The organism is Parafilimonas terrae, assembly GCF_900115755.1.
GTDB lineage: Bacteria > Bacteroidota > Bacteroidia > Chitinophagales > Chitinophagaceae > Parafilimonas > Parafilimonas terrae.
Genome location: NZ_FOXQ01000004.1, coordinates 101,029 through 126,708 on the forward strand (window position 1 = coordinate 101,029; position 25,680 = coordinate 126,708).

Below are 25,680 nucleotides of genomic sequence, written 5' to 3' on the forward strand. Positions count from 1 at the left end.
TGCGGAGAAATGTTTCATGCGGTAAATGCTCAAAATGTTGCGGGGAAATGGTTGTGTTGTGAGTTGTAAGTGGTGAGTAATTACACTGCCTACACATTAAACACAACAATTTATCAATAACATAACACTAATTATATTTTCCGTATTTCGCGCTGTTGAACCAGAAAGCTTTGAAGGATAAACCAATTACAAACTGCGTATAACTTTCCCGTATCTGGTTATTGCTTGTTGAACCTTTTTTGCCAAATTCAAAACCTAAATTGTAGCTCAGCCCGCCGTTGGATATGCGGTAGCCAAAACCGTTTGTTACCCTGTTGCCAAACCCAATTGAATAAGAATAATCAGCCAAAGGGTTATTGTTAACGTGTATATAGCTTTGCTCATAAGAAAAGCCAGCCTGCAAATAATATTTTTCAACAGTCTGCAATCCTGCTTTTCCTTTAAAACTATATTCAGCGCCCGCAGAAAAGCGAAATGCTTTATCAATATAGGAACTGGGATAATTTACTTTCTGATATTTCCAGTTATAAGAAGTATAATCGGCGCTAAGGGTAAGGTTATCATTAAACACCAGTGCATAGCCAACGCCAATCTGCACAGGCAATGTAATATGCTTTGCAGCATTTACTTCTGTTGTAATGGTTGAATCGCTGGTAACATATTCTGTTGACCACTGGCCTGTAAGTTTAGCAGCATTGGAAATAGTAAAACCTAATTGCTGCGTTATATGTTTGCTCAATTTACCGGCATATTGCAGGCCGCCTGTAAACATTAATGCATGCAAAGCATCGTATTCATTTCTCGTAACATCAAGGCCAATGCCGGAGCTTGTATAAGTAGTATTTGTTTGAAGTGTTCCAAACAAAACCGATGTGGTTAACCCAACAGAAAAGTTTTTGTTTAACGCAAAACCATTTGACAGGAAAACCTGGTTGAGCCCGCCATTGCCGTCAACTGATTTACTTAATATGCTCGTATTATCAGCGAGTTTTGCAGAATCGTTAAGCATGTAGTTTACCGTGCTGTATGGCCTTAAGCCGAATGCAAATGCCCATCTTTTTTCCGGCTTATATGCTAATGATATTCTGCGTATAGCAAAATCTTTGGAAGGTGATGTAACTGTATCCCTGCCAGGTACCAAAAAGTTGCTTACCCTGCCGCGCATGATAAAATCAAAGTTCATCACCTTTGGGTCGAGCGCCGTTAATGATGCCGGGTTGCTGAAATTAAATGCAGCGCCATTACGCAAAGCAATAGATGTGCTGCCCATTCCAAAATAACGCCCAAAGTCTTTTGTTTCTATATCGCCCACGCCAAATATGGAATAAGGCGATGTAACGTTTTGCGCAAAAGCCGCAGTGCTGCTGATTGTAACAATCATGCTTAACAGCAGCTTTGCAAACTGTATATATTTTTTTTTACAAGCCAAGTACATTGAGTTTTAATTTGAAACTTCCATTATTTAAAGCGTGTAAAATGAGGCGTTGTTCGTTTGAATTTGAAGCTGTGCTTTCAGGCTGCATATAGAGATAGTATGTGGAAGATGTGCCCGCTTTTAAAACAGCATTTACAAAACTGGTTATATCGTAAGTATATTTTGTATTCTCGCCGTAGAGATAATCTATATACAGGTTGCCTGTTTGAAGTGTGCTCGTACCTGAATAATACAGGTAGCCCGACGTTTCATCATATTCATTCAGTATGCTTAAATTTATTGTATCGGGCAGGCTGTAAAAAGACTGCAAGCCATAACTGCCTTTTAATGGATATATCTCCAGCGTTGCACTTACAATATTTACATAATTATTTATTTCTTTCAATGCATACAAAGACGGGAAATTAAACTTAGGGCACAAACCATGATTTGCTTCCATATACACATAACCGCCGGTTTTACTGCTTTCCAGTGTTTGTGTTTTTTTAGCAGTGAAAACAGAAAGGTTGGTACCTGAATGATCTGTTGTAAAACCATTAAACTGGTGTTCCGTATTCAGTGGCAGCTTTACAGTATAATTTACCGGCAGCGGCGCATTTTTATGATAGTATAATAAAACAAGGCTGGAATCCCCGGTCGGTTTCATGTAATATACCGTGTTATTGTTTGAAGCGCCTGTTAAGCAAAAACCTTTTATATACTTTAAGAAAACATCATTGTCGGTAATGGTATCTGAATTGCGCTGGATCTTATTATATAAATCCTTACCTAAATCATCTGATAATTTTATACGGATAGTGTTTTGCCTTCCGGGAGAGACGGTCGCCGTAAAACTTCCCAATGGCTCTGTTGTATAATTACGGCTTGTAACATTATAACCAAATGTATTATTGTCTGAAATAAGCTGTGTAAGCTGGTTTACATTTAAGGTAAACGGCGCTGTTGTATCGCCATAAAAGCCGCCTGAAAATTGTGTGACCAAAACAAGCGAATCGAAGTAGCAACTTGTACAGCCATTAAGCATTTGCGCACTGTCGTATGGAATAGTAAAATCAAAATATGCTGTTGCCTGCAGTTTGCCAACTGTACTATCGTAATGATTGCCGGCAATAAAATACCCGCTGTTAACTGTGCTGAAAGAATCAACCTGCGTGGTATATGCATTTACGCTGATGGTATCTATTGCAACAATGTTGGGGTCATCTGTTAAAGCGCTTCCACCAAAATCAACTTCCTGTTTCTCGCAGGAGAAAAAGCCGGTTGCCAAAAGCGCGAACATCAAAATATACCTGTATGTATGATTGATACAATTCATTTTATACATCAGTAATGCGGTACGGGTTTATTGCTGCGTTATACCGAGGTTATTTAATTCCTGTAACGTTAATGTGGGCAGTTCGTTATTCCTTATCTTCTGCGCCACCAGTTTGCCTGTTTGTGCTGCCAGCACTTCTGTTGGAAAAGGTTTATTGCCCTGTATAACGGGAATGCAATCCTGCCTTATGAATTCTTTGTGATCAACAATAATGGAATATCCAAAACCTTGTTGTGTTGGAAAAGTATAAACCTCTACCCTGCTGCTGTCAGCGTGCTGCTGATGCGCATTTGCATTTATATCAGCTTTATTATTATTGTTATTATTACATGCCGCAATGCAAACAGCGAGTAAGGCAATTGCCAGCGCCCTTTTCCAATTAGTTATCATCATCGGACTGGTCTTCAGTTGGGTTAAAGCTCCAGCAATCATCAAACTGGTAAGTGCTGTTGTTACCGGTGGCTACATAACCAACATTGTTAAGTGTAAAAGCTACAGCGCCTATGCGGGCAGTACCTTCAAAGCTGGTGCGCTGCACCCATAAATCGGTTGAAGGCGTATATTCCCATGTGGTTGAAATGGTGCCGCTTTGCTGGCCGCAGGTTACATAACCTTTGCCATTCATAACAAATGCAACTGCATTGTCCCTTACAATGTTATAATCATCATCATAATCTTCATCTGAATTGGCATCAGATATTTTTCTTTTTTCTGTCCACTCATCAGCATTGCCGTTATACACCCAGAAATCATTAATGTTATCGCCATTATTAATACCGGTGCACACATAAGCCAGGTCATCAATTACAAATACAACAGCGCCTTTTCTTTTATAACCGCCGAGGCTTGCTTTCTGCGTCCATGTATCTGCAGATGGATTGTATTGCCAGTTATCTTTTAAATAATTATCATCAAAACCCGTAGCGATATAACCTTCATTATTCACTGAAAAACCAATGGCATCGTAACGCGCAGTGCCGCCAAAATCTGTTTTCTGTGTCCATATATTATTAGCAGCGTCGTATTCATAAAAATCTTTCAGTTTATTCACGCCGTCATAACCTGTGCCCACGTAACCTTTTTCGCCAATAGTAAAAGCAACGGCAGAATTTCTTTCTACACCTGGCAAATCAGCCTTTTGTTTCCAGGTGCCGGTTGAAGCATCAAACTGCCAGAAATCCTTCAATCTTGTATCGCTGCCTTTATAGCCTGTGCCCACATAAGCATAATTATCAATAGTAAAGGTTACGGCTTCCGTTCTGGCAACGCCTTCAAAGTCTGAACTGCGTGCCCAGTTACCTTCATAATCATCGGAGGTGGAAGCGGTTTTATCACAGCTGTAGAAAGCACTGCACAGGAGCATAAGCATCCATGCATTCCTGTTTAAAATCCTGGCCTGTTTCAGGTTCAACATATTTATAGTTTAATTTAATTTAAAAAAAATGGGTCATGTTTACCCTCATTTAACCGGTTCCGCTGAAGAATCAGCCGAACGTTGCATGACCCATAATGAAACGGCGACGAAAATATTTTCGCCTTATCGTTATGAAAAGTTAAAGGGACTTGAAGTGGACAGTTTTGAAGCTGAAGCGGGCAGCTTAGCTGGCCAGCCATGTAAGAAACTGGGGAGCTTTTGTTTTGCTGACAATTATTTCGTGCGGAAAGCGAATGGTAAGGTGCACCAGCAATTTTCTTGCAAAAAATTTAGACACCTCTTTTATGGCTTTTTTATTTACAAGATATTGCCTGTTTGCCCTGAAGAATTTGGAAGCATACTGGTTTTCTATATCGTCAAGATTGGAAGAGAGCATGTATACAGACTGGTTAAAACAACACAGCTTGGTAACTTCATTCTCTATATAAAATACGGCAATGGAATCGGTGGCAATAGGTACAATTTTATCTTTATGATGCACCAGCACCTGCTTTTCTTCATGCCTTAATTTATCGGCAACTGCATTAAGGCCTTCCAGCAATTTATTATAAGGATTATTGCTTTGGGTGAGGTTAACAAATTTTGAAACAGCTTTTTCAATGGCTGTTTTGTTATAAGGTTTCAGAACGTAGGCAATACCGTTATTATTAAATGCTTCGAGCGCATATTTATCATAGGCCGTGCAAAAAATGATGGGTTTGTTTATATCAATCTCTTTAAAAATATCAAAGCTTAAACCATCGCCGAGATGAATATCGCTGAAGATAAGGTCATAGTCATGCTTTTGTTGGAAAAAAAACGCTGCTTCCTTCACCGATGATAATACGGCCACAACTTCAACCGGGTAAGAAATTTCACTGAGTGTTAAACTGAGGTCTTCCACATTCATGGCCTCATCTTCAATAATTACAATTTTCATTCGTGCAAGTTTGATTTTTCAATGGTCTCATGCATGTCCCGGACTTGTTTCGGGAGAACCTCACCATGTACATTCCCCTGTGTGAGAAAAAATTATAATGCTCGGTTTCATCAGTTTATTTTTTGTTTCTTTTAATGGCCAAATGGAATCTTTGATGATTTCATTACAGCAGCTTTAAATAAACTGTAAAGTGGTTTTCGGTTTGTTCAATTTTTACGTCTTCGCCGGCAAGGTATTTATATCTTTGAGAAAGATTTGCTAAACCTACGCCCGATGGCGCTTCAGCCTGTTCGCGGCTTTGCATATTGTTGGAAACAACAAGATAATTGTCTTCACTATAAATGGTTATTTTAAGCGGTTGCTCCTGCGTGAATTTATTATGCTTTAAACAATTTTCCACCAGCAGTTGCAATGAGAATACAGGTACTTTTTTTTGCGCCGCAATATTTTCAGATATATTCATTTCATAAAACAGGCTTTCGCCAAACCTTGTTTTTTGCATTTGCAGGTAAGTAAGCGAGAACTGCATTTCTTCCTGCAGCAACACAACCGTATGTTCATTATGCGATAAGGAAAAGCGTAAAAATTCAGAGAGTTTTACCAGGTAATCTTCAGCTTCTTTCGTATTGCGTTTAATGAGTGTTTTTAAAGCATTCAATGAATTGAATAAAAAATGCGGCTGTAACTGGTGCAGCAGTTTTTCATGTTCGGCCTGTATGTGCTGCATCTTAAGTTCGGCGTTTTCAATCCTCACCTGCGTTTCAGAATATCGTATGAGCAAAAGCTGTATGATGATAAGGATAATGGTATTGGTGGCAGCCGCAGAAATAACAGGCATTAAAACCTCAAACGAATTTCTTTCCTCCGGAAAAGGAAAAGGCCCCGGGTGAAAAATTACTTTTCTTACTATCAATGCAATAGCTGCGGTAATAGCATAGCTTAATATAAACCTGATGGCATTACCTGATTTTTTTACAGAAAATAAACGTGTGCCATAAATAAGCAGTAAAATATTCTGCAGCCATATAAGTGCTACCTGCAGGGTTACAATTAAAAAAGGAATAAAATGATTTTGCTGGCGAAAAGGTATTTGCATGGGATGCCCCGGGTGCATGGGATACTGCGGCGGCCCGGAATATTGCATAATGATCGGGTTGATGATTGGCGTAATACCAAACAGGCCAATAAACGGCGTAGTTAAAATAGCCGTATAAATAATGGTTTTATATTTTGCCTTTAACGTCATAAAGCCGCCAAAAATAAATAAAGCCTTAATAACAACAGCAAAGGTTTGAAGAGGTTAGTTAACGTGATGCCGGGATAAAAAAGTTTCATCGCTTTAGAAAACCTCACTTAAATCCACCTAACGCCTGTGCGTTATTTAAGCATTTACACTATCTTTATTTCTTTATAAAAAGAACCAGCGCTGCTGTTTTTTTCAAAAAATTTGATAAATCCTGTTCCTTTGCTTTTTGCCATATATTAAAGTAAATGAAGCAAGGTTTATAATTTAACTGAATAAGCAATCAACATGAAATCAAAAGCAACACGGCTTATTGCCATAGCATGTTTTACAGTTATCAGTCTTGCACTGCTCCGCTTTAAACCGTGGGAACGCAGCAATAACAGCAGTGATAATAATATGGCAACCGCTGATAATGTGATTCATGAAGGCGGCAACAAAAAAGCAACGCGGGAACTTACCGTGGGGTTTCTCCCGGTAACCTGCCATCTTACCTGCCCGGTTACAGACTTCGCTTCAAAGAATACGCAAACCAATACCAATTTTAACTCAAGGCTGTTTACAGATTTTCCTACAGTTGTAAGTGCCATGGAAGCCAAACAGATACAGGCATCTTTTATGATTGTGCCGCTGGCAATGAAACTTCGTGAGCAGGGTGTGCCCGTTCAGATATGCTATCTCGGCCACCGCGATGGTTCTGAAATTGTGGTAGCTAAAAACGGCCCTATCAGGAGCCTGAAAGATTTAAAAGGAAAAAAACTGGCGCTGCCCAGCTTTTTCAGCAACCAGAATTTTGTTATTCATAAACTGATGGAAGATTATGGAATGAAAAAAGACGATATTACTTTTATCATTCTTCCGCCGCCTGATATGCCAACCTCTTTGGCAGCCGGCGCCATTGATGCCTATTTTGTGGGCGAACCTTTTTGCGCCAAGGCAGAGCTTGACGGCACTGGCCGCATTCTTTATTATTCAAGGGATATATGGCCCAATTTTATTTCCTGCGCACTGGTGGTGCATGAAGACCTGATAAAAAGTAACCCCGACGTGGTAAAAGACCTGGTGGGCGGTATAGCCGCATCCGGTCTTTGGGCTGAAAAAAACCGCGCCGATGCCGCAAAGCTTGTAGCGCCTTATTTTCATCAAAACGAAAAGGTGCTGAACTATGTGCTTACCTCCTCTCCCGAACGTGTAAAATATATAAGCTTAAACCCTACCGACGAAGACCTGCAAAGCATTGAAGACATGGGTATAAAACTTGGCTTCCTGAAAAAGGAGATACCTATTAATGAACTTGTAAACCGTGATTTTATTCCAAAGGAAATAAAACCTGCTGCTATTAACCTTGCGGATATCGGTAAGGCTGGTGGAAAATAAGGCTTTGAGCTGCGGGCTGCGAGTTGTGAGCTGGGATAGGATCAATGACTATGCAAAGTGCATAATGCTTTGTTGTTTGATTTTGAGTAGCAGCTTTTTTTTAATTTATTTGTTGCACATGATAACGAAATAAAACCTTTTGCACACCACTTTGTTATGACCCGCTTAATATTTGCAATTCCCTTTTTGCTATTATCAATCTCTAATGCTTTTGGACAAAGTTCCAACTCATCTGTTTTAGTAAAGAAGTTTAATCTAAATCTTTTATTAATAAAGGAAAAATTGGTTGTTGATAGTCTTTTAAATGTTTATAACGACCGTTCTGATGTTGAATTAAATAAAATATTAAGTGATTCAGCTTTCATTAAATCTTTAGTTCAATCAAATGCCCACGACCATGACCAGCTGATTTGTTCGGCTTATAAAATTCCATACATCATCAAGCCATTAGGTTGGACAAGCGATTACGGTCATATTTTTACGAATAACCAAATTGCAGGTCTTGACTCAATGCTAAGTGACTATGAAAGGAAAACAAAGAATGAAATTGCGGTTGTTACTTTTGATAGTTCATTTATTCATGATGAAGATTTTGACAGTTTGGTTTTAGCAATTCACAATTTTTGGAGAGTTGGAAAAATTGATGCGAACAACGGTATCTTAATTGGCATAAGTACAGCCAAAAGAAAAATAAGAATAAATAATGGCTATGGTATTGAAGACAAACTATCAAATGAGGAAACAAAAACAATTATTGATAACATAATTGTACCTGCATTTAAAAAGGCAGACTATTTTGATGGTGTTAAAAACGCTATTAAAGAGATAATGAATAAAATTTAAGAAAAGCGGCGTACACATACTACTGTAGCTACATCGTCTCTGGAAAGAGATCGGATAGGCCTAATGACTATACAAACGCATGACAGCAACTCTACCGATAGAACAAAAGGACAGGACAATTATTGTGGATGTAATTCGTGGGTTTGCTCTTATTGGTGTGTTAATTTCCAACTTTACTTCTTATGTTGACCAGCAAACACCAGAACCAATTTTGAATTCTATTTCATCTTCCTTGGACAGGTTTCTAATGAATTTCAATTCTGTTTTTCTTGAATGGAAATTCATGACCTTGTTTTCAATTCTTTTCGGTTACGGCTTCGGACTTATTCTTGAAAGTTTAGAAAAGAGAAACATCAACCCTAATTTCTTTTTTGTTAAGCGTATGTTTTGGTTATTTATTTTTGGTGTTATTCATTCTATTTTTTGGTGGGGAGATGTTTTAAATCTCTATGCTATGAGTGGGATTCTTTTGCTTTTGTTTAGAAATAAATCTAACAAGGCAATTTTATCTTGGGCTGTGTTGTTTATGCTTGTCCTTCCTGTATTCATTTCATATTTAGTCCGTAACCAACCAGAAACATTTACCACAAGCGACATACAAGAACTTTACAATCGGTATAAGCTGGGAACACTCCCTGAAATTTTTAAATTCAATATCAATTTTTATTACCGAATGTTTATTGTTTCGGGAGGTAATTTGCACGACATCATAGAAACGCTTGGCAGGTTTTTATTTGGATATTTTCTTTTACGCATCAAGTTTTTTCATTTAGTAGAAACAAAAAAATCAACATTTAATAAGATTGCCTTGTATGCAGCACCACTTATGATTTTATATTTTATTTTTAAGTGGTTATTTATGAACGGAACTATTCAAGCAAATCAATATATACTTTCTCCACTTCTATCATTGGGTATTCTTTCTACAACAACCTTTTATGTTAGTGTTCTTGTTATCGCTTACATAAATTTTGGGTTGAATAAATTCTTTGCAGCATTGCAATCCTTGGGGAAAATGACACTAACAAACTACTTAATGGTTTCTGCATCTCTAATTATTCTGTTATATGGTTTTGGGTTTAACAAGTTAGGCGAATTATCTATTCACATAATTTGGCTGTTTGCTTTCGTGTGGCTGTTTGTTGAAATTATGTTTAGCACTTATTGGTTAAAACAATTCAGATATGGACCAACAGAATGGATTTGGAGACAACTCACATACTGGAAACGACTTCAATTGCGAAAATGAACAGAGAAAGAAAAATACATAGCATCGCCTTGAACAAACTTTGGTGCGCACTTCAAACAGTTGTGCTCCGAACGAACAGCTTGGCTGCGTATAACATTGGTCACTGTTGCACAATCTTAATTTTTAAAAAAGGTTATAAAAAGCCGGCACCCTAAAGCCATTAGAGCTTAAAGCCGGCCTTTAAATTTTGATGCTTTTGTACAAGCGGTTTATAAAACAAAAAATTTAATGCAGCTATTGAGCTTAAAATGAGCTGTATAAAGAGATTTAGCAATGAGGGCTTGGCTTTCCTTTAAAAACAATGAGCTCAAACTTATTGACACGGTAAGTAAAGATGAATATTCTGGTGGTGGGACTGTACAACAATTTACAAATGCTTCAGAGTATTTAGACTTAGTAAAAAGTAGAACCATTTCAATTTTTAATCATTATGTCCGAATGACTCAAATCTACTGACAACAAATATTAATCAACTTCACAACCACTACATCGTCTCCGGTTCATTTTTATGCCTGGGCTTCCAGTAAATATAATAATAGGCAAGAATGAGCACGCCCGTGAAAAAAGGTATTAAAGCGAGGTGTTTATAAGTCATCTCCCCAAAAACAATTTTTTCATCAAACCCAAAAAACTCGCTGATCATCCAGTAACTGTTGGCGGCAATCCAAACGCTAATGGCAACATTATGGCATAATTCCGACATATATTGCCGCGTTCTCCAGGCAATTACCAGCGATATGATAAAGGTGGGCACTATCATCATAATCCCGAGCGGCTTCCATATTAAGCACCAGCTTATGTCTTTAAACAGCCAGAAAACTATGTGCAGGTTTTCCATTTGCCGGTAACGCAATGGTATAACATAGTTTTGCTCTTCTTTCGATTCAATAACAAAGGAAGAAGCAGCGCTTATATTATCTTCATTTCTCATAATCAATTATTTATAAAAGTTTCAGGCCATTTATTTTTAAAATAAAATTTTATATTAATTAATAAACAGTATTTAACTGATTATCAATGAAAAAGTCCATTATTAATTTATAAAAAATATTAAAGGCCAACTTTCGGCAACCATTCTCCTGTTCCGCCTGTTTTTATAATAAACAATTTAAAATTTAGTACTATGAAAAAAACATTTACCGTTTGCCTGTTATCAATGTTTTGCTTCGCTGCATTCAGTTGCTCCAAAGATGTAAAGTCTCCGGCCAAAGTTTCCGGCACTGCTACAACAACTACCACGAATGCTTCTTCACCATCCGGCGGTCAATATGGTTCAGGGCACACCTGTGGCAACGATCATTCAGGCAATAACAGCGGCGGTTATTAAAGCAATACAGCGCTAATTATTCCCAACGGAACACTTTAACGGCCGCTGCATAAATTAAAACACCCCACAACAAAAGAACCCCTATATCCGGCCAGCAACTGATAAAGCTTGCTCCTTCAAAAGATATATTGCGCATGGCATTATTAAAATGCGTAAGCGGCAGGATATTGCAAAAAACCTGCAGCCATTTAGGAAAAACAGTGACCGGGAAAAATGTGCCCGCCAGCAAAAACTGCGGCAGCGTAAACATATTGGCAAACGGCGGAATAGTACTTTCATTTTTGGCCACACTGCTTACAATAAATCCAAAACCCATAAACACAACAAGTGAAATAAAGCTCAGCAGCATTATTTCCATAAAAGTTATAAACCCTTTTACCAGCGTGAATTTAAAAGCAAAAACACCAAGCCCTATGATAATGATGGCTGTCATCATTTGAAAAACAACACGGCTGAGCGTTTCACCCAAAACAATAAAAGTGCGGCGCACCGGCGTTGCAAAAAAACGTTTTAAAATAAGCTGCTGTCTCAAATTAAAAAATGAAAACGCCACCCCGAATACACCGGCGCTTAAAAGAGAAAAACCTAACTGGCCCGGCAAAATAAAATCTATGCGGCGGTATTCCCGGCCCGGAATTTTTTCAATTGTGTTGCTTACTGCAGCTATTGTTTCTGCCTGCGGGTATTTTTCTGCATTTATATTACTGATGATATTTTTAAGTATTGACTGCAGCACCTGGATATTCTGCGGGTTCACCGCTTCAGAACTTTTCAATTCGATTATATATTCAGGGTTTTCAAAAGTATTTTTAACGATATTGATAATGGCCGTTATGTTTCCTTTTTCAAGGTCTTCTTTTAACAACAAACTATCTTCCTGTACAATATGAATACTGCCGATATCTTTTATAGAAGAATAAATAACATTTGACGTATCTGCATTCTTATTTAAAGCCACATCCAGTGTAATCCCGTTGCTTCCGCCTATGAACCCAAACACCAGTATAAACACCAATGGAAAAACAATGCTGAAAATTACTGTGGAAGGGCTCCTGAGCATCGACCTGAAGCTTGCTTTTGAAATAGCAAGCATGGCTTTAAACTGGCTATACTTTGTCTGCATCATAAAAATATTGGCCGCAAAACTATTTCATCATTTATAAAGAGCTAACGATTTTTTATTTGACATGCCTGGAAAGAATGCTGTCACCGGAACACAACACATAACAAAATTTAAACAAACTTCATAAAATTCATCCTGCATTTATGCGTTATAAAAGCAATTAATGGCCAGCGTAATCCACATACTGTTAGCATCTTTATAACAAGGGCTTAAGCTCACTGTAAATAAATTTGTTCCATGCATACAACCATTGCAGAATTAAATTTTGAAAGAAATAAAAATATCAGGGCATTAGCTTACACGGCTGGTATAATTGGTATTTTATTTTTACTGTTTGTTTTATGGCGCTGGTCGGTGCCTATTATGCAAAAGCCGCTTGCAGATACAGGCGTGGAAGTAAACCTTGGCAACAGCGATGAAGGCCTGGGTGATGTGCCGCCCCAGATTCCGGGCCCACCCGCAGAAGAACAGCAAACAAATTATAACCCACCGCCATCTCAGCAGGCCGAAGCGGAAACACAGGCTGAAGTGGCTGAAAACGATGAAAAAGATGTGCCGGTAATTCATACTTCACCTAAACCAGAAAAGAAAAAAGAAGTTGCAAAGGTTAATAATCCCGTTAAAAAAGCCGCAACAAAACCAGTTACCAATCCAACGCCGGCGCCACCCAAACCAAAGGCTGTATATGCCGGCGGCAGCAGTAAAACCAGTGGCGGCAATAATGCCGACAGTTATACAAAAAGCAATAATCAGGGTATTGCCGGCGGCAAAGGCGACCAGGGTAAAGCTAACGGCAATGTTAACAGCGACAGTTATACAGGCAATGGTGGAACCGGCAGCGCCGGTATAAGCATAAGCAGGGGGTTACAGGGCAGGCGGCTGGCTGGCGGGGCGCGTTTCCAGGACCAGTATAAATATGGCGGTAAAGTTTCTGTGGATGTTACCGTTAATGAAAACGGCACTGTTACCAATGCAAAAGTTAAGCCCGGCAGCCCGTTTGCAGATTTAAACAGTATTGCCGAAAAACGTGCATACCAGCTTAAATTCAATAAAGGCAGTACCACACAAACAGGCACCATTACCATTGTTTTTCAAAATCCAAAGGGTTAGAATAGCAGAGCTTTACGCAGTGCGCTGCGTTCTTTCAAAATCCATCAGCCAGGCCTCATCGTGCAACAGCTTTACATAGCTGATAATTCAATCATTTTTTCTCACATTATCTTCCTCACTTATCAGATATTCTCCTATTGGTATTTTGTTTTTCGCCTATAACAACTTGCAAAATGCAATGGTGCATTATACCTGAACAGTCATCAAAATGCAACATGGTTGATTTTATATTTTTTATGATGAAAAGTTGGCTTGGTAATTTTGCAATATATAAGTGCTTATATAAATTTCTAAGTATGGAAACAGTGAACATGAAAGTAAAAGGGATGAGCTGCACTAATTGCGCACTGTCTATTAATAAATATCTTGAAAAGGAAGGCCTTCAAAATGTGAAGGTGAATTTTATAGGCGGCGATGTGAGCTTTGATAAAGATGTCAATATCCCAAAAGAAAAAATAAAAAGGGGCATAGAACGACTGGGCTATGAAGTGGTGCCGGACGAACATCATCATGATGGCCACGGGCACAATCATACACATGAAAGCAATTCCAAAAAACTGCTGGGTAATAATTTTCAGCGTTTTATTTTCTGTCTTGTATTTGCCGCCCCTCTGTTCCTGCACATGCTTGGCGTGCATATATCTTTTTTAATGAATGAATATGTGCAGTTAGGCTTGACGTTGCCGGTTTTTATTGTGGGCATGTTATATTTTGGAAAAAGTGGTATAAGAAGTTTGCTGGGCGGCGTACCAAATATGGATGTATTGGTTTCCATCGGTTCCATTGCATCATTCGCTTATAGCTTATACGGAACGATAACAGGCCGGCCGGAACAGTTTATGTTTTATGAAACTACGGCCACTATTATCACGCTTGTTTTTATGGGCAACTGGCTGGAAGATAAATCTGTTCAAACAACCCAGTCGGCTTTGAAAAAACTGGCCGTTACACAAAAAACAATGGCCAATAAAATTGTGTATGATGAAAGCAGGCAGGAACAAATCATTCACATAGAAAATACTCAACTTAAAGTTGGTGATACAGTATTAATAAAAACGGGAGAGCCCGTACCAATGGATGCTGTTATTACCTGGGGCGAAGCCAGTGTAAACGAAGCTTTGCTTACTGGTGAAAGCATACCGGTTGAGAAGAACCTTAATGATAAATTAATTGGCGGAAGCACTGTTGAAAACGGAGCATTGAAAGCAAAGATCACAGCCGTTGGTGAAGACACTGTATTGAGCAACATTTTAAAAATGGTGCGGGATGCGCAAACTGAAAAACCACCCGTGCAGCAGCTTGCCGATAAGATAAGCGCTGTGTTTGTGCCTGTGGTTTTAAGCATTGCTGTTATTACTTTTTTAGCCAATTATTTTTTAGGGCATCACATTGTAAGTGCAAGTGTATTAAGAAGTATAGCCGTATTGGTTATAGCCTGCCCCTGCGCCATGGGTTTGGCAACGCCTGCAGCCATTGCTGTGGGGCTTGGAAGAGCTGCCCGCAACGGCGTGTTGTTTAAAAACGCAAGAAGCCTGGAGGTTTTCAACAATATTCAACAGGTAATATTTGATAAAACCGGCACGCTTACAACCGGCAAATTCACCATTACCAGTTATAAGTTTTTTATTGATGAAGAACAGGGTAAACGTATTGCTTATTCACTTGAAAAATTTTCCAATCATCCTATTGCAAAAAGCATAAGCACTTCCTGGAAAACTGCCAATGAAATTAAGTGGAGCAATATTGATGAAGTAAAAGGCTTGGGCATGCAGGCTTCCGGGCTTAATGGCAGCACCTATATTGCCGGATCATACAATGCGGCCAGGCATTTAACAAACGACGACACACATAATGTTTATATCATTCGTAATAATGAGCTGATAGGATGGATTGATGTAGCGGATGAAATTCGCAGCGAGGCAAAAAATATTATTGCAATGCTGCATGCAAAAAATATAAAAACGATTTTATTAAGCGGCGACAGAAAAGATAAAACGCAGGCCGTTGCCGCCAAATTAGGCATTGATGAAGTTATTGCAGAGCAAACGCCGGAACAGAAATCAGCATGGGTTGCCAAATTAAATGACGCTGCTCCAACTGCAATGGTGGGTGATGGCATTAACGATGCGCCGGCACTGGCAAAAGCATCTGTAGGCATTTCGTTAAGCGATGCTTCGCACATTGCGGTGCAAAGCGCACAGGTAGTTCTAATGAATAACGGGTTGAAAAATTTACCCCTTTCATTAGGCCTTGGGAAACATACCTATATCACCATTAAACAAAATTTATTCTGGGCATTTTTATATAATGTTGTTGCCATTCCTGTTGCTGCATTTGGTTTTTTAACGCCAACTTTCGGGGCATTGGTAATGGGTTTAAGCGATGTGGTGCTGGCCATAAACTCCGTAAGGCTGAACTGGAAGAAAGTTGTGTGAATTGTGTAATTTTAAAAAAAATAGATATGCTGACATTTGCAGAATTAACAGAGAAAGTTGATGAACTTTCTAAAGAGGAGCTTGAAGAACTAAAACGTATTATAGAACTACGCTGGATTGAATTAAGAAGGCAGGAAATTGTGGAAGCTGCAGAACAAGCCAGAAAAGAACATAATGAGGGAAAAACAGTAGTACTCTCTTCACCGGAAGAAATCAAAGGTTATTTTATGAAAATGATTAACGATGAAGATTGAACTTAGTGCAAAGTTCAGAAAGGCGTATAGAAAGCTTTCAGTAAGAAAGCCGGACATTGCCACAATAGCCTTAGAAAAAATACTTCTATTTTCACAACAACCTAATAATCCTATTTTAAAATTTCATAAACTTCAGGGAGATTATAATGGCCAATATTCTTTTAGTGTTGCCTATGACGTAAGAATTATTGTTGATTTAATTGATTCCGATACGGCCGTTCTTACAATGATTGGTTCTCACGATGAAGTTTATTAATGCGCATGCCTTCTCCCCTTTCCATACTTCAGCAATACTGGCGCTATGAATCTTTCCGCCCGCAGCAGGAAGCCATTATTGAATCTGTCTTAAATAAAAAAGATACGATTGCTTTACTGCCGACAGGCGGCGGCAAATCAATATGCTATCAAATCCCGGCATTAATGAACGAAGGGTTATGCCTGGTGATAAGCCCGCTGATAGCTTTAATGAAAGACCAGGCATCCACACTCGAAAAAAAAGAGATTGCAGCTCTTACGCTGCATAGCGGGCTAACCTTTTATGAAGTAAAACAAGCCTTGCAAAATGCCTTACATGGCGATTATAAATTCCTGTTTGTTTCGCCCGAGCGCCTGCAAAGCAGGATATTCAAAGAGTTTTTACCATCATTAAACATCAATTTAATTGCTGTTGATGAAGCACATTGCATATCGCAATGGGGCTATGATTTCCGGCCATCTTATTTACAGGTTGCAGCGTTAAGAGAAATTATAAATGCGCCTTTACTTGCCTTAACAGCATCGGCTACGCCTGTTGTTTTGGAAGACATAAAAGATAAGCTGAAATTAAAAGACGCTTCCATTGTCAGGCAGTCATTTCAACGCAGCAATCTTTCTTATTCGGTATTTAAAGTTGACAGTAAAATAAATAAAGCCATTGAGGTTTTGAATAACGTAAAAGGCAGCAGTATTGTGTATTGCAAGAGCCGCAAACTCACAAAAAAAATTGCGGAACTGCTTCGCCTTCAAAACATAAATGCAGATTTTTATCACGCAGGTTTGCCGTATGAAATGCGCAGCGAAAAACAACAGGCATGGATAGATAATAAAATCCGCGTAATGGTTTGTACCAATGCATTTGGAATGGGTATTGACAAGCCCGATGTGCGAACAGTTATTCATTATAATGTACCCGATTGTGTGGAAAGCTATTACCAGGAAGCCGGGCGTGCAGGCCGCGATGGCAAAAAATCGTATGCTGTTTTATTGTATAACACTGAAGATGAAAAAGAGCTGGAACTCTTGCCGGAGCTGCATTTCCCGCCCATAAAAGAAATTAAAAGAATCTATCAATGCCTTGTTGATTACCTGCAAATACCCGTTGGCATTGGCGAAGGCAATTATTATAATTTTAACCTGAATGAATTCATTAAAAATTTCCGGTTGGATGTATTTGCTGCCATGAGCACATTGAAAATGCTGGAACAGGAAGGATACATTAGCTTTAACGAAACGGTTTTTATTGCGCCAACAGTTGAATTTACTGCACCGAAAGAAGTATTGTTTGATTTTGAAAATGCGCATCCGCAACTTGAGCCTGTTATCAAATGCCTGCTGAGAACGTATGAAGGCATTTATGATAATAAAGTTTCCATCAGCGAAAAATTAATTGCAAGGCTCATTAAAACTTCTGTTGAAAATATAAAGCAACAATTACAGCAGCTTCAGTCTCTTCATATAATTGATTATACACCGCAAAAAGATACGCCGCAGATTTATTTTGTTACCAACAGGGCGCCGGCGCAATACCTTGTTATAAACTATGAAAGATATAAACAGCGTAAAGCTGATTTTACAAAACGTGTTGAAACAATGCTGCGCTTTATGCAGGAAACATTGGTTTGCAGAGGTAAATTCATTGGTAATTATTTCGGCGATAATGAAATAAACGATTGTGGTATTTGCGACAATTGTTTGAAAAGAAAATCTGTTGCAATAAATGAAAAGGAATTTATTGTAATAAAAGAAAAAATTCTGAGTACAGTTAATAGCGGCAACGCTTCCATTCAAAATATTCTGTACGATGAAAGGCATATAAAAAAAGAAAAGCTGTGGTTTGTGCTTAATTTCCTGCAAAGTGAGCGGGTTATTATAATCAGTGCCGATGGAATTGTATCAATGCCACACCATGATTAATTTTTGCAAACCACAAAGGCGCTAAGGCACTAAACAGGCCACATTAATGAAACATAAGCAGTCAACATTTGGAAGTTGTGAAACGAGCTCCTTAATCTTCTTCATTCATTACTTCTTTCTGGTAAGCCATAATAAATACAGCGCCGAGATTTCTGTATGGCGGCACATAATCATTAAATAAATCGCCGTGATTGAACAACACTCCAAAACGTTTCCACATTACCGGCCAGTTAAGGTCTTTACCTTGCCTTAATTCATCAATAATAGTATTGATCATTGGCTGGTTTATATTGCCTGCGCCTGTTTGTTTAGATGAAATAATTTGAGCTGTCGGGCAAATCTGCAATACCTTACTCAGGTTCTGATAAGCACCGCAACTGCCAAGCATAACCAGCCTGGCAGAATCGCTTAACTGGTCTAACGTGGAAGGCAACCAATAGCTATGGCCGCGATGAATAACCATCGTGGGGTTTAAATCATTATCATACAAATACTGGTTTAATGCACCCTGCGCCTGCGCATCAAGCCCTTGCTTTTCATCTAAAGGTTTATTTGTATAAATAGTTACAGGAACGCCTTTGGTGGAAGATATGGTTACCCACTGGTTATTGGATTGCATCTTCCAGTTACCGTTTCTAAAGCTGTTTACAAACATTGGAAAGAAAGTTCTTCCATCTTCATCCCCATAAAAAAACTGCTGTATTATAATCCGGCCCTTCGCATCCCGCATGTCTTTATTCGGCATAAAATATATGGGCGGAATACCTAATTTTTCAGAAAGATCAATATGATTGGATGAATCGATGGACAGGAACAGCGTATTTAAAATATCATAAATATCTTCTGCTTTCTTATTGGCCGTTTGTTTTGATTGCTGTAGGTTATTTTGCACCTGGTTCAAAACAAGGCTTTGTATGGCTTTATCATTAATGCTTGCATAAGAATCTGCCACATCCACAGCATCTTCAAGCGTTGCAGATTTTTCAAGCCCGTTCACAAAAGCCTTCATTAAAATTTGTGCATTGCCTTTATCCATCCGTTTTAAAAAATCATCAAGCGTGTTATAATTGGCAGCCATCTTAACCCACTTCCTGAAATAGTCAAACTTTACACTTAACAACAGGCTGTCACCGCCTTTGCCCGTCTTCATTTTTTTCCAGATAAAAGGATAAACGCCATGCGTATAACTGCTTGTATAAATCACATCTTCCGTCATCACGGCGAGGTAATACAATTCCTGCGGTGAAAGGTTTACAATTTTGCGAAAACGAATATTATCAGGCGATTCATGCAAACCATTAATAACGTTTACATAGACTTCCGAAGCTTTATCAGCAAGCTTGCGCCTTAATGCAATTATGGAAAGCGGCGTATCACGGCGGCGCACCCTGTCTGCATAATCAATTTCAGTTTTTACAAGCAGCGAATAATATTTTTCATCATCCTTTAACGCAGTTTCAACTTCATCAAAGCTTATTTTATTATTAGAAAGATTATCAAGAAAAGGAAAAAACATGCGGCCTGTGGGCATTTTAGAAATACGCACAATAAGCTGAACCAGGCTATCGGAACTGTTGCGAATGCGTTCTGCAAACTTATTATAAGCGGCAGCATACGTGTATAAATCATCGGGCCGGGTATGGGCGGCCACTACTATTAAACTGTCGGTATAAGGAAAATCCGGGTTCTTGCTGAGTATCGTCATCATGCGATCCGGATGTTCATGACAAACCTTCAGCGTTAAAAAATCTTTCGATGCCTGCAATCCCTCGTTGTCATTAAAAGCATAAGCATTCACTAATATATCGCCGGCATCATAACTGTGTTTTTTTATTTCCGGGAATATGGATTGCTTCTTCTGATCCAGCACCATGCAGTTTTTATAACCCGAAACTACTTCCAGCAAAACAGGCGATTTAACCGTTTGATATTTGAAGCCAATATAAAAACGCTGCAATGCTTCATTCAGCCCGCGCAGGTAACGTATTTTATCATTGTTATCTGTAATCTTACTGGATTCTATTGCATCTTGTATGGAATCAACCCGTTCAGTTAATGCTTTATCAAGCCGGTTATTCAGGTCGTCATTATCTGCGGGTTTAAAAAATTCATCATTCTTGCCATCAAGTTTTCTTATCAGCTTTTGCGTGCTGTCAATCTTCTCATGAAAATAAACACGCACCAGCGGAATATCTGGTTTGGCAGCAGATTGTGCAACTGCAAAACCCGACAATCCTAAAACAAAAGCTAAAAGCAGGTAAGTTTTTTTCAGTTTAATCATACTCATTTTCATTCCCTTAAACAGCGGTAATATTTATTAAAGTGAATTATGCAAATTTATGGCTAATATTATGCCATACCCTTAACAATAAGATAATAATACAAATGCGGCAGATTGTGAAAGCACAGGTTATTTTTGTGTAAACTTTGTGTTAATGGACCCGAAAGACAAAATTATTTTAATAGCCGATGATGAGCCGGATATTCTTGAAATAATCTCCTATAATCTCACAAAAGAAGGCTATACGGTTTATACGGCAAAGGATGGAAATGATGCACTGGAAAAAGCAAGGCTGGTAAATCCGGATTTATTTATACTGGATATTATGATGCCTTATAAAAACGGAATTGAAGTTTGCCGTGCATTGCGTTCACAGCCGAGATTCAAAGAATCTCCTATTATTTTGCTAACAGCATTAAGCGATGAAGGATCACATATTAAAGGGCTTGATTCAGGCGCTGATGATTTTATAACCAAACCTGTAAGCCCTAAAATTTTATTGAGCAGGGTAAGCGCTTTGTTCAGGAGAACACAAACAGAAGAAAACAATATTATAACCGCAGGCAACATTACCATTGATGCCACAAAATATACAGTTGCTGTAAACGGTGTTACTATAATTCTTGCTAAAAAAGAATTTGAATTGCTGCACCTGCTGGCAACCAAACCGGGAAGGGTTTTTCTACGCAATGAAATACTGGAACAAATTTGGGGCAACGATGTAATTGTGGGCGACAGAACTATTGATGTGCACATAAGAAAAATACGCCAGAAGCTTGGCGTTAATTGCATAAGCACGATTAAAGGTGTAGGCTATAAATTTGAATACGAGCCGGAACCCAGCCTTAGTAAAGCATAATACTTAGCCTGAATAATAAGCCTGTTGCCAATGCTTACCTTTGAAAGGAAAAGGTGATGATGCATGTTTAATACCAAAAATATTTCTCCGGATAATCTGTCTTTTTTTACGGCTGTATGCTTATCAGTTCCTGTAGGCATTGCATTCTATATCATCAGCTTTAAATGGATAGACGCCCTTATTGCATTGGTGATCGTATTTATACTTTCATTTTTTCTTATCCGCTTTGTTTTAAATAAATTTATTTACAGGAAAATAAAAGTTATTTACAAGTACATCTATCAAACCAAAGCCAATAAACGCGAAGAGATTTACCAGAAATATATTCTGCCTAAAAAAAGTATTGAAGAAGTAAACAGCGATGTTGAAAAATGGGCGGAACAGCAGGCTGCTGTAATTGATGATCTTAAAAACAATGAACGTTACCGCCGTGAATTTTTACAAAACCTTGCGCATGAAATAAAAACACCAATATTTGCCATACAGGGCTATATTGACAGTTTGTTAGATGGCGCTCTCGAAAACCCATCTTTAACTAAAAAATTTCTTGAAAACGCTTCCCGCAATGTAGGCCGTATGGTTGAACTGGTACGCGACCTTGATGAAATAACAAAGCTCGAAAGCGGCGAACAGCTACTGCATAAAAAGAAATTTATAATACAGGAAATTATACGTGAAGTGTTTGAAACGCTTTCAAGAAAAGCCGGTGAAAAAAACATTCATTGCAGCATTAAAAAAGGATGTGAACAGCCGGTTGAAGTATTTGCCGATAAAGAAAAAATCGTTCGCGTTTTAATTAACCTTGTTAGCAATGCCATTAAATATGGAAAAAACGATGGCCATGTAACTGCTGGTGTTTATAATACAGACGAGCAGCATGTATTGATAGAAATTTCAGACGATGGTATTGGTATAGCAGAGCAACATTTATCAAGAATTTTTGAACGATTTTACAGAACCGATACAGGCCGCAGCCGCAATACAGGCGGAACAGGATTAGGCCTTGCTATATGTAAACATATTATTGAAGCGCATGGCAAAAGTATTCATGTGCGCAGCAAAGAAGATGTGGGAACAACTATTGGTTTTACGCTTGATAAAGGATAGGATTAGCAGAAAGCATTTTACAATTGAACATTGATTATTGATTATTTCCCAGCTCTTATTTTCCCATCCACCTCTTAAAATCTGATACCTTTTCGCGGCTTACAATAGCTTCTTTATCAACAGCAGGTTTTAACTGCAGCAATAAACGGTTGCCAAAGTAATCGTGTATCTGGCTGATGCTTTTCACAGCAACATAAAAGGCGCGGCTTATACGAAAGAATTGTTGCGGGTCGAGCATATCTTCCAGTTCATCCATTGTATAATCCACAACAAATTTCCGGTTGTCATCTGTTTTAAAAAAGTTGAGCCTGCCATCACTGAAAAAGTAAGCGATCTCATCCACATCAATGGAAACAAGCTTTTGACCATGCTTTACCAGGAACCTTTTCCTGTATTCTTTCGGCTGCAGTTTCTGCTGTAGTTCTTTCACCAATGCATCCACACTTAAAGCGGGTTTTGTATCATCATCCTTATACAGTTGCTTCATTTGCCTGTACTTCTTTAATGCAGATGCAAGATCTTCCTTCTGTATAGGTTTCAGCAGGTAATCTATACTGTTTACTTTAAAAGCTTTTAATGCATATTCATCATACGAAGTTGTAAATACAACCGCACTTCTCACTTCTGCCCGGCTGAATATTTCAAAGCTCTGGCCATCGCTTAATTCAATATCCATTAAAATAAGGTCCGGTGCGGGATTATTTTGCAGCCATTCAACCGTACCATTTATACTGTCGGCAATGCCAACAACTTCTGCGCCTTCATCTATATCATTTAATGTTTTCTTTAATTTTTTAACGGCAAGTTCTTCATCTTCCACTATCAATATTTTCATGTTATTTATTTTATGGTTAATCAATATTTGTTTTATTGCTCCTGTTTATAAAACTAAATTTCATATCGCCTGTATTATTCCATATCAATGGCAATACCACCGTAAAATTTTTTCCATCGTGCAATACTTCATAGCCGCTAACATTTAGCAGTTCATATTTCGACCTGATATTTGCCAACCCTATTTTATTGGAAGGCATTTTTATTTTCTTGGGCTGAAGATTATTATGAACAGCAAGCCGGTTGCCTTCAGTGCTAAAAATATCTATCAGCAATGGCTGGCTCCTTGATACAATATTGTGCTTTACCGCATTTTCCACCAGCAGTTGCAGGCTTAAAGAGGGCAGCAAATAATTATAGTATTTCCGGTCAACTTCCACCTGCAATTCAATGGCATCACCATGCCTCGTTTTTAAAAGATTATAGAATGACTGAATAAAATTCAGCTCATCTTTTAATGTTGATAAACTGTCTTCGTTATTACGTAATAAATAACGGTAAACTTTGCTCAGCTCATTCAAAAAAACTTCGGCCTGCGGCCTGTCTTCATTAATTAAAGATGATAACGTGTTGAAACAATTAAAAAGGAAATGCGGGTTTACCTGGCCTTTCAATGCATCAAATTCCTGCTGAATATTCAACTGCTGCATTTCTTCTTTTTCAATAATGCTTTCTTTATACTTTTTATAAATAAAATCTGATTCCCATAACGTATCAGAAAGCATTACCAGCGCAATTACAATCCATATAGACAGGTTTAGCTGCTGCAAATCTTTCTTAAATCCAAACAGTGAAAAAGCATCATACACATTAAACACAAGTGTATAAACAGCTATGGCTATAATAGTATGCGCCCCCACAATAAATGCAACCCGCTTAACAGTCTGTTTCAAATCGGGCAGTGCCAACTGAATTTCATGCATCACAATTACATTCAGCCAAAAAGTGGCTATTCCTATTAAAAAATTAATACAGAAAACAACTGTAAATGCATCGTATCGCGCCCATATACTTTCGCCATACATTATGTAAAGCGTAATTATATCAATTACGGGCATGAGTATAAAGAAACTCCTCCATTCCCTTCGTGTTGGTGCATAAATGCTCATGCCATTACCTCCGCTTCACTGTTAATTAAAGGCAATTGTATAATGCGTTCATGCGCAGTATCTGCAATAATCAAATCGCCCTGGTTAAGCAGCCTGTATTTACTTACCAGGTTATCCAGCCCCAGCTCATAATCAAATGCATTGGTTACCGTTTTAAGCTGGATATTATTTTTAATGATAAGCTGCCTGTTATCATTTGCCTGTATGGTTATTTTTAAAGGCGATGCTTTCTGAATTATATTCCGGCTCAATGCATTTTCAAATATGGCCTGGAGGCTCAGTGGCGGCAATAAACAATTTTCAGCATCTTCAGTTACATGTATGGATACGGTTATGCCATCTCCGTATCTTGCTTTCAGCAACACGTAATACGATTCAATAAAAACCAATTCTTTTTTCAGCGATACAAGCAGGTCTTCATCGTTGCGCAGCATGTAACGATATACCTTCGTCATCTCGTTTAAAAAAACTTCAGCGTCATTACCCTGTTCATTAATAAGGCTTGATAAAGAGTTAAGGCAGTTAAACAAAAAATGCGGGTTTACCTGGCTTTTCAGGCCTAATAACTGTCCCTGCTTTACTGTTTTTTTCAACGCTTCTGTTTCATGGATACTGGCGCGCCATTTTTCAAAACGGGCCACACCTTCATGCAAAAAAGTGAGGAAAATATTTAAAATGCCCATGCATATATAAGCCAGCGTAAAGCCGCTCTGGTTAAACCGGTATTCGTAGAAATGAATAAGTTCATAACCGGAAAAAAGGCCATAAAGAAACAGGCCTGAAATAATAACAAAAACAACTATCATGATGGCAAGCCGTTTCTTAACCTGCGCATCAAGCGGAAACCTTCGCCTGAGGATTACAGCAATGCCATCGCACGCAATAAAATTTATAGCGATAACGCAGCTTGTAATAAGCGTTGCAAGAAAAAAAATACCAATACCGCTAAAATACTGTTTACCAAAAATGAGAATGTTTAACACCATCACAAACGGCAGCATCGTCCACGCCATAATCACGTAGTCTTTACTGGTATAATGCGGCAGTGTGATTTTCATTCGTACAAGTTTGATTTTCCAGTGGTCTTATGGAACCCCGATATGTACATTTTCATTGCGTGAGAAAATTTATCATGCCCGGTTTCATTTATACAAATTACCACCTTTTATATTACTCCGTTGCCGGCGGTAACACAAGCTGCCCTGTAGTTGTTATGAATTGATGATTTTGGTGTATGAATTGCAGCAGGAACA

At 38.4% G+C, this 25,680-nt stretch carries 23 protein-coding genes; 11 read left to right on the forward strand and 12 right to left on the reverse strand.

Features of this window, described 5'->3' with window-relative positions; all coding sequences use genetic code 11:
* Positions 1-127: 127 nt before the first annotated feature.
* The 6 genes from BM015_RS08410 to BM015_RS08435 form a co-directional block, all read right to left on the reverse strand.
* Complete coding sequence (locus BM015_RS08410; protein WP_143075797.1) at positions 128-1,429, reverse strand: BamG family beta-barrel-assembly machinery protein; 1,302 nt, start codon at positions 1,427-1,429, stop codon at positions 128-130.
* Positions 1,419-2,714 (reverse strand): DUF4270 family protein, encoded by a 1,296-nt coding sequence (locus tag BM015_RS08415; RefSeq protein ID WP_177191853.1) that lies wholly within the window; start codon positions 2,712-2,714, stop codon positions 1,419-1,421. Before BM015_RS08415 ends, BM015_RS08410 begins: the two co-directional genes overlap by 11 nt.
* A gap of 63 nt (positions 2,715-2,777) precedes the next feature.
* Positions 2,778-3,143 (reverse strand): DUF4907 domain-containing protein, encoded by a 366-nt coding sequence (locus BM015_RS08420; RefSeq protein WP_177191854.1) that lies wholly within the window; start codon positions 3,141-3,143, stop codon positions 2,778-2,780.
* The gene (locus BM015_RS08425; RefSeq protein WP_090657290.1) at positions 3,130-4,164 is read right to left on the reverse strand and encodes a Kelch repeat-containing protein; all 1,035 of its coding nucleotides are present in this window, start codon (positions 4,162-4,164) and stop codon (positions 3,130-3,132) included. The genes BM015_RS08420 and BM015_RS08425 overlap by 14 nt, the downstream gene beginning before the upstream one ends.
* Before the next feature lie 184 nt (positions 4,165-4,348).
* Positions 4,349-5,104 carry a LytR/AlgR family response regulator transcription factor gene (locus tag BM015_RS08430; protein WP_090657292.1) on the reverse strand — a complete coding sequence of 252 codons (756 nt, stop codon included), beginning with the start codon at positions 5,102-5,104 and terminating at the stop codon, positions 4,349-4,351.
* Between the two features lie 163 nt (positions 5,105-5,267).
* A complete protein-coding gene (locus BM015_RS08435) occupies positions 5,268-6,350 on the reverse strand; it encodes a sensor histidine kinase (protein ID WP_090657294.1) in 1,083 nt (360 codons plus the stop codon).
* 285 nt (positions 6,351-6,635) lie between these two features.
* Here BM015_RS08435 and BM015_RS08440 point away from each other — a divergent pair, with 285 nt between their 5' ends.
* The 3 genes from BM015_RS08440 (at position 6,636) to BM015_RS08450 (ending at position 9,816) form a co-directional block, all read left to right on the forward strand.
* Positions 6,636-7,724, forward strand: coding sequence for an ABC transporter substrate-binding protein (locus BM015_RS08440; protein ID WP_090657296.1), 1,089 nt, complete (start codon positions 6,636-6,638; stop codon positions 7,722-7,724).
* Positions 7,725-7,880: 156 nt separating this feature from the next.
* Positions 7,881-8,567, forward strand: coding sequence for a TPM domain-containing protein (locus BM015_RS08445; protein WP_090657298.1), 687 nt, complete (start codon positions 7,881-7,883; stop codon positions 8,565-8,567).
* 79 nt (positions 8,568-8,646) lie between these two features.
* On the forward strand, positions 8,647-9,816 hold the full coding sequence (locus BM015_RS08450; RefSeq protein WP_090657300.1) for a DUF418 domain-containing protein: 1,170 nt from the start codon (positions 8,647-8,649) through the stop codon (positions 9,814-9,816).
* Between the two features lie 484 nt (positions 9,817-10,300).
* Here the strand turns inward: BM015_RS08450 and BM015_RS08460 are convergent, their stop codons facing one another.
* The gene (locus tag BM015_RS08460) at positions 10,301-10,747 is read right to left on the reverse strand and encodes a hypothetical protein (protein WP_245751298.1); all 447 of its coding nucleotides are present in this window, start codon (positions 10,745-10,747) and stop codon (positions 10,301-10,303) included.
* A 192-nt stretch (positions 10,748-10,939) separates the two neighbouring features.
* On the opposite strand from BM015_RS08460, the gene BM015_RS21365 reads away from it, so the two are divergent.
* Positions 10,940-11,143: a hypothetical protein gene (locus BM015_RS21365; protein ID WP_143075799.1), complete on the forward strand. Its 204-nt coding sequence runs from the start codon at positions 10,940-10,942 to the stop codon at positions 11,141-11,143.
* A 16-nt stretch (positions 11,144-11,159) separates the two neighbouring features.
* On the opposite strand, the gene BM015_RS08470 is transcribed toward BM015_RS21365, so the two are convergent.
* On the reverse strand, positions 11,160-12,269 hold the full coding sequence (locus tag BM015_RS08470) for an ABC transporter permease (RefSeq protein ID WP_245751300.1): 1,110 nt from the start codon (positions 12,267-12,269) through the stop codon (positions 11,160-11,162).
* A gap of 234 nt (positions 12,270-12,503) precedes the next feature.
* Here BM015_RS08470 and BM015_RS08475 point away from each other — a divergent pair, with 234 nt between their 5' ends.
* From BM015_RS08475 to BM015_RS08500, 5 genes are all read left to right on the forward strand, one after another.
* Positions 12,504-13,376, forward strand: coding sequence for an energy transducer TonB family protein (locus tag BM015_RS08475; RefSeq protein ID WP_090657306.1), 873 nt, complete (start codon positions 12,504-12,506; stop codon positions 13,374-13,376).
* A gap of 296 nt (positions 13,377-13,672) precedes the next feature.
* Positions 13,673-15,811, forward strand: a complete 2,139-nt coding sequence (locus tag BM015_RS08485) for a heavy metal translocating P-type ATPase (protein ID WP_090657311.1) — start codon at positions 13,673-13,675, stop codon at positions 15,809-15,811.
* 26 nt (positions 15,812-15,837) lie between these two features.
* Entirely contained in the window at positions 15,838-16,065 is a 228-nt protein-coding gene (locus BM015_RS08490; RefSeq protein WP_143075800.1) for a hypothetical protein, read from the forward strand.
* Complete coding sequence (locus BM015_RS08495; RefSeq protein WP_090657315.1) at positions 16,055-16,321, forward strand: type II toxin-antitoxin system RelE/ParE family toxin; 267 nt, start codon at positions 16,055-16,057, stop codon at positions 16,319-16,321. The genes BM015_RS08490 and BM015_RS08495 overlap by 11 nt, the downstream gene beginning before the upstream one ends.
* A gap of 5 nt (positions 16,322-16,326) precedes the next feature.
* Positions 16,327-18,237 (forward strand): RecQ family ATP-dependent DNA helicase, encoded by a 1,911-nt coding sequence (locus BM015_RS08500; protein ID WP_090657658.1) that lies wholly within the window; start codon positions 16,327-16,329, stop codon positions 18,235-18,237.
* A gap of 91 nt (positions 18,238-18,328) precedes the next feature.
* Here BM015_RS08500 and BM015_RS08505 read toward each other — a convergent pair whose 3' ends face one another.
* Entirely contained in the window at positions 18,329-20,518 is a 2,190-nt protein-coding gene (locus BM015_RS08505) for a hypothetical protein (RefSeq protein ID WP_090657317.1), read from the reverse strand.
* A 154-nt stretch (positions 20,519-20,672) separates the two neighbouring features.
* Between BM015_RS08505 and BM015_RS08510 the strand changes: the two genes are divergently transcribed.
* Positions 20,673-21,377, forward strand: a complete 705-nt coding sequence (locus BM015_RS08510; RefSeq protein ID WP_090657318.1) for a response regulator transcription factor — start codon at positions 20,673-20,675, stop codon at positions 21,375-21,377.
* A 63-nt stretch (positions 21,378-21,440) separates the two neighbouring features.
* Entirely contained in the window at positions 21,441-22,484 is a 1,044-nt protein-coding gene (locus tag BM015_RS08515) for a sensor histidine kinase (RefSeq protein WP_090657320.1), read from the forward strand.
* Between the two features lie 55 nt (positions 22,485-22,539).
* Here the strand turns inward: BM015_RS08515 and BM015_RS08520 are convergent, their stop codons facing one another.
* From BM015_RS08520 to BM015_RS08530, 3 genes are read right to left on the reverse strand one after another with little or no spacing between them, the layout of a single operon-like run.
* A complete protein-coding gene (locus BM015_RS08520; RefSeq protein WP_090657660.1) occupies positions 22,540-23,319 on the reverse strand; it encodes a LytR/AlgR family response regulator transcription factor in 780 nt (259 codons plus the stop codon).
* A 16-nt stretch (positions 23,320-23,335) separates the two neighbouring features.
* Positions 23,336-24,427 (reverse strand): sensor histidine kinase, encoded by a 1,092-nt coding sequence (locus BM015_RS08525; RefSeq protein WP_090657322.1) that lies wholly within the window; start codon positions 24,425-24,427, stop codon positions 23,336-23,338.
* Positions 24,424-25,485, reverse strand: coding sequence for a sensor histidine kinase (locus BM015_RS08530; RefSeq protein WP_090657325.1), 1,062 nt, complete (start codon positions 25,483-25,485; stop codon positions 24,424-24,426). Before BM015_RS08530 ends, BM015_RS08525 begins: the two co-directional genes overlap by 4 nt.
* Positions 25,486-25,680 lie beyond the last annotated feature (195 nt).